7 protein-coding genes and 1 pseudogene are annotated in these 5,044 nt (G+C 67.2%); 5 read left to right on the top strand and 3 right to left on the bottom strand.

What is annotated here, in order from left to right; genetic code table 11:
* Positions 1-182 precede the first annotated feature (182 nt).
* The 5 genes from Y705_RS0115275 (at position 183) to Y705_RS20515 (ending at position 3,119) form a co-directional block, all read left to right on the top strand.
* Entirely contained in the window at positions 183-650 is a 468-nt protein-coding gene (locus tag Y705_RS0115275; RefSeq protein WP_026533486.1) for a tRNA (cytidine(34)-2'-O)-methyltransferase, read from the top strand.
* Between the two features lie 19 nt (positions 651-669).
* Complete coding sequence (locus Y705_RS20525) at positions 670-1,482, top strand: class I SAM-dependent methyltransferase (RefSeq protein WP_049822862.1); 813 nt, start codon at positions 670-672, stop codon at positions 1,480-1,482.
* A gap of 182 nt (positions 1,483-1,664) precedes the next feature.
* Positions 1,665-2,282, top strand: a complete 618-nt coding sequence (gene sigK / locus Y705_RS0115265; protein WP_026533485.1) for an ECF RNA polymerase sigma factor SigK — start codon at positions 1,665-1,667, stop codon at positions 2,280-2,282.
* Between the two features lies 1 nt (position 2,283).
* A complete protein-coding gene (locus tag Y705_RS23710; protein ID WP_049822861.1) occupies positions 2,284-2,742 on the top strand; it encodes an RskA family anti-sigma factor in 459 nt (152 codons plus the stop codon).
* Positions 2,739-3,119 carry an anti-sigma factor gene (locus tag Y705_RS20515; protein ID WP_343212772.1) on the top strand — a complete coding sequence of 127 codons (381 nt, stop codon included), beginning with the start codon at positions 2,739-2,741 and terminating at the stop codon, positions 3,117-3,119. Before Y705_RS23710 ends, Y705_RS20515 begins: the two co-directional genes overlap by 4 nt.
* A 58-nt stretch (positions 3,120-3,177) precedes the next feature.
* On the opposite strand, the gene Y705_RS0115255 is transcribed toward Y705_RS20515, so the two are convergent.
* The 3 genes and pseudogenes from Y705_RS0115255 to Y705_RS23320 all read right to left on the bottom strand — a co-directional run.
* Positions 3,178-3,939 carry a PIG-L deacetylase family protein gene (locus tag Y705_RS0115255; RefSeq protein WP_026533484.1) on the bottom strand — a complete coding sequence of 254 codons (762 nt, stop codon included), beginning with the start codon at positions 3,937-3,939 and terminating at the stop codon, positions 3,178-3,180.
* 3 nt (positions 3,940-3,942) lie between these two features.
* On the bottom strand, positions 3,943-4,890 hold the full coding sequence (locus Y705_RS0115250; protein WP_026533483.1) for an electron transfer flavoprotein subunit alpha/FixB family protein: 948 nt from the start codon (positions 4,888-4,890) through the stop codon (positions 3,943-3,945).
* 37 nt (positions 4,891-4,927) lie between these two features.
* Positions 4,928-5,044 (bottom strand): annotated as a pseudogene (locus Y705_RS23320) (electron transfer flavoprotein subunit beta); the annotation flags it as partial.

The following is a 5,044-nucleotide window of genomic DNA, read 5'->3' as shown; positions in this document are numbered from 1 at the left end:
CCCGCCGTCGTTCGACAGGTCGGCGCCGTCGGCCATCCAGGTGGTGAACGCGGGAACCATGGTCCGGACGATCCGGGCGTTCCTCGCCGCGGGCCCGCAACCGAACGTGGTCCAGCTCCCCGTCCTTGCGAGGTTGCTGGGTGCCGCGGAAAGCTAGCACCGCCGGAAGCTAGGATGGAGCGGTGTTCCGCATCCTCTTCCACTCCCCCGAGATCCCCGGCAATACCGGCAATGCGATCCGCCTTGCCGCGGTGGCGGGGGCCGAACTGCACCTGGTCGAGCCCCTCGGATTCAGCCTGGAGGATTCCAAGCTGCGACGGGCGGGTCTCGATTACCACGACCTCGCCGTCCTCTCCGTGCATGAGAGTCTTGCCGCCGCGTGGAAGAGCCTCGCTCCGGAGCGCGTCTTCGCCTTCACCTCCGACGGCGAGGTGTCCTACACCGACATTCGATACCGGGCCTCGGACATCCTCCTGTTCGGCCCGGAATCCGTGGGGCTGTCGGCGGAGGTCAAGGACGACCCCCACGTGAGCGCGAGGGTGAGGGTCCCCATGCTGGCATCCCGCCGGTCGCTCAACCTCGCGAACACGGCCTCGATCGTGCTCTACGAAGCCTGGCGCCAGCACGGGTTCGACGGGGCAGTCCTCTGATGCACCAAGGAGACCACCGATGACTGCACGCCATGCTTCGCACGCACCCGACGACGGCGCGGAGGACTTCGACCGGCTGGCACCGGCGCTGTGGAACACGGTGGGTAATGCAGTGGTCGCCGCTGCTGACATCCTGGTGGGAGAACGGGTGCTGGACGTGTATGCCGGAACCGGAAGCGCCACCATTCCCGCAGCACAGCTCGCCGGACCGGACGGCAGGGTCGACGCCGTGGACCCCACCACCCCGATGCTCGACCTCACGCGCGACAAGGCCGGGGCGATGGGCCTGGAGAACATCGGGTTCAGTGCGCAGGATCCGCGGGAATGGCACACCGACAAACCCTATGACGCCGTCCTGAGCTGCTACGGCCTCTGCCTTTCACCCAATATGTCCGCGGCGACACTGCGGGTGCTGTCACTGCTCCGCCCGGGTGGGCGATTCGCGCTGAGTGTCTGGGACGAGGGAGCGCTCGAGCCCTTCGAAACGAAGCTCCTGAAGGCGTGCGAGGCCGAATTCCCGGACTCTGCACCGGCAGCCCCGGGGTCGTTCCTGGCAAACCGGCGGGAGCTGACCGGCGAAGGACGCCTGACCGCCTGGCTGGAACGCCATGGCTTCGGCCAGGTCACTGTGGAGAAACTCGCTCTGACCGTGCCGCTCGACGCAGATATGGCCTGGTCGCTGGTGCTCGGCAGCGGATACCGCAGCTTCATTCCCGATGATCCTGCGGTCCTCGAGCGCATTCGCGCGGGGTTCCTCCGGGAACTCGGCACCGGTTTCACTCTCAACGCCGATTCCCTCATCGCCGTGGCCGGGCGCCCGGAGACCGGGTGACCCGTGTTCCCATCCGCTCCGCCCTCGGCTCCGAATAATAGCTGACATCGAGGATGTCGACGGTAGCTACGCAGAGTCGAGGCAGGAGGGTGGATCAGTTGATGATTACCACTGCCCCCGCACGCCGCCCGGACAGCTCCAGTGTTCGGACACTGCGCCGTCGAGCTTTATGCTTGGAACCTATGGACACGCCACGAGTTAGCCGGGTAACCCCCGGAGACGCCAGGGCGCACGAGTCGGCTGGCGATTCCGGCGCGGGTTCAACCCTGACGGACCTCCTGCTCCGGATCGCCCAACAGGACACCGACGCGTTCGCGGCCTTCTACGAACAGACGTCCCGGCGCGTGTATGGCCTGGCCCGGCGGGTGCTCATCGATCCGGAACTCAGCGAAGATGCCACCCAGGAGGTCTACCTCCAGGTGTGGAACAGCGCCGGCCGCTTCAACCCGGCGGCCGGCAGCCCGATGGCATGGTTGATGACGCTGGCCCACCGGAGGGCGGTGGACCGGGTGAGGTCGGAGCAAAGCTCGACCGACCGGGAGGCCCGGTACGGCGCCGCCACCCAGGTTCTGGACCACGACGACGTCGTCGACACCGTGACGCAGCGCCTCGAAGCCGAAACAGTGGTGAAGTGCCTGGACACGCTCACGGACACTCAGCAGGAATCGGTGAGGCTTGCCTACTACGGCGGGCTCACCTACCGCGAAGTCGCGGAGAAGCTCGGCGTAGCCGTGCCGACCATCAAATCGAGAATCCGCGACGGACTACTTCGACTCAAAGCATGCCTGGGGGTGAACTGAGATGCAGGACAGAGATAGGAATCGGCAGTTCGCCGAGGACCTCGAGACGGACCTGAGCCGTGGCCACGTTGTGGAGTGGGCTGAACTGTATGCCCTCGACGCCCTCAGTGACGACGAACGGACCGCCATCGACCGATTCCTCCTGGCGGCGGACCCGACAGTGGGACCCGCCTTCGACGAGCGGCTCCGCTCGGCCCGCGAAACCATCAGCAGTGCCTACGCGATCGACGAGGCGGAACCTCCCGCCGGCCTGTTCGACAAGATCCTGCTCCAGCTCCCGGTGGCCTCCCGGGGAGACGGGCACCCTTCGCCTTCCCCGGAGACGTCGCGGCCGGTGCAGGAGCCCGGCGGAGATGACCTGGCCCGGCGCCGAGAGGCACGGGAGGAGCGCCGTCGTCCCGGTTCGTTCACCCAGTGGCTGGTGGCGGGANCGCCGTCGTTCTCGCCGTCGGTGCGGTGACGATCGCGCAGAACCTGCAGCCCTCCGTCGAGGAGGAAGTGCTTCAGGCCTCCGATCTTCGCACCAACGAGTTCGTCCTGGAGCCGGGCGGCAGAGCTGATCTGGCCGTGTCCCGCGAGGAGAATGCCGCGGTGCTGACCCTGACCGGGGTGCCTGCCCCGCCTGAGGGATCTGTCTACCAGATGTGGCGTCTGCCCTCGGACGGTTCAGCGCCGATTTCGGTCGGAACCATGACGGCCGAGGACGTGGCCGGGTCCAAGGTGACAGCGGTCAAGGACATCGACCAATTCGCCGGGCTCGCACTGACCGTGGAGCCCGCAGGCGGATCCTCGTCGCCGACGCTTCCTCTCGTGGCCGAGATACCGTTCCAGGTGTAGAAACCGCCGCCTGCGCTCCCTCCGCGGATCGGCAGCTGGGGCCCACCACAGTGGGAGTCTAGAAACCCGCGATGGTGTCCTCCGTGTTGATCCCCACCGCGTGGAACGCTTCGGCGCTGGACCCCTCGGGCAGCCCCGCGCGTCGGGCATTGTCGGCGAGCATGCGCCGGACGGTGGCGTCCATTCCCTCGATGTCCGGGTGCTGGCTCGCATGAACCCGGATCGCCGCGAGCTTCCGGTCCTCGAGACCGGTGATATCGACGAAGTGGTTCTCGAGGTGCCCCGGTCCGCCGAAGAACCATACCCAGCGAACCCGATGCAGGGGCAGTCCTGCCGCCGCCAGCTCGGGGAAGGCGTAGGGGTTTTCCGACGCCGGGTACACCGCCCGCGTCACTGCCTCACCGCAGGCGAGGTGGTCGGGGTGGCTTTTCTGGATGCGGTCCCAGTTGCGTTCCGGATGCATGGACATCACGACGTCGGGCCGCACTTCCCGGATACGCTTCACAATGCCGCGGACCACCTCGGGAGAGGCCTCCAGGAAGCCGTCCGGGTGTCCGAGGAAGGAAATGTCCTTCACCCCCACGAGTCGCGCGGCGGCGCGCTGCTCGTCGCGACGGATCTCGATGATTCCCGGGCGCTGCTGTTCGGAGAAACCGCCGGCGTCGCCGTCGGTCAGGATGCAGTAGCTGACCTCGACTCCGGCATCGGTCCAGGCGGCGATCGTGCCGGCTGCTCCGAAGTCGATGTCATCCGGGTGGGCGGCGAAGCACAAAACGCGTCGCACGGGAGTCGAACCGGGGGTCGGTTCGGGGAACGGCATGGCCTAGACCCGGCGCTTCCGGATTTCCTCGGTGGCCTGCGGAAGTACCGTGAACAGGTCGCCGACGATACCGAAGTCCGCAATCTCGAAGACGGGCGAATCGGCGTCCTTGTTCACCGCAACGATCACCTTCGCCGTCTGCATCCCGGCCTTCTGCTGGACGGCCCCCGAAATACCGGCGGAGATGTACAGCTGCGGCGAGACCGTTTTCCCTGTCTGGCCGACTTGCGCCGAGTGCTCGATCCATCCGGCATCCGTCGCCGCACGGGAAGCACCGACGGCGCCGCCGAGGGCGTCCGCGAGCTCCTCGAGGGGCGCGAAGTTCCCTTCGACTCCCCGACCGCCGGCCACGATCACGCGCGCCTCGGTCAGTTCGGGACGGCCGCTCACCGGTTTGTCCACCCTGCCGGTTATACGCGCAGCGGCAACCGGGGCGTCCGTTTCCACCGGAAGGATCTGGGGCCCCTCAGGAGTGCCTGCTTCAGCGGCCTCGTAGCTGTTCGGCTTGACCGTGAACAATGCAATGCGGGTGGTCACCCTGCACCTCACCGTGTAGGACCCTGCGAAATCGGACTTCGTCGCGGTGAGATCCGGATCGAGGCCGACGACGTCGGTGATCACCCCCGCATCCAGGCGGACGCCGGCCCGGGCGGCGATCTCCTTCTCCTCGTAGGAATTGCCGAGCAGCACCACCTGCGCCCCGGACAGGCGGACGGCCTCCGTGAGGAACGCCGCTTTTCCTGCCACGAGGTAGGTGCCGAGATCCGCAGCGGCCGGAACGTAGCAGGTGTCCATGCCGTAGGACCCGACGCCGTCCAGGTAGGCCTGTCCCGCTTCGGATGCCAGGGCTGCGGTTCCCTCGCCGAGGCTCGCCGCGAGGGAAATCAGTTCCCGCTCGCTCTTGTTCAGGGTTGCCCCCGGATTGTCCAGAAAGACCAGTACCGTGGCCATGCCGCGGCCTCCTTGCGTGGGTTCGAAGTGGATCGGGTCAGAGCAGCTTTTGGCCGGCGAGGAAGTCCACGAGCCGGATGCCGGCGTCGCCCTCGTCGGTGATCACTGTTCCCTGGGCCCGCGGCGGCCTCGGCTCGGCGTCCTGGACCTCGGT

It is taken from the genome of Arthrobacter sp. H41 (genome assembly GCF_000520535.1).
Classification (GTDB): domain Bacteria; phylum Actinomycetota; class Actinomycetes; order Actinomycetales; family Micrococcaceae; genus Arthrobacter_D.
Note: the sequence above shows the minus strand (reverse complement) of the source record. Positions and strands in the feature narration are given on the sequence as shown.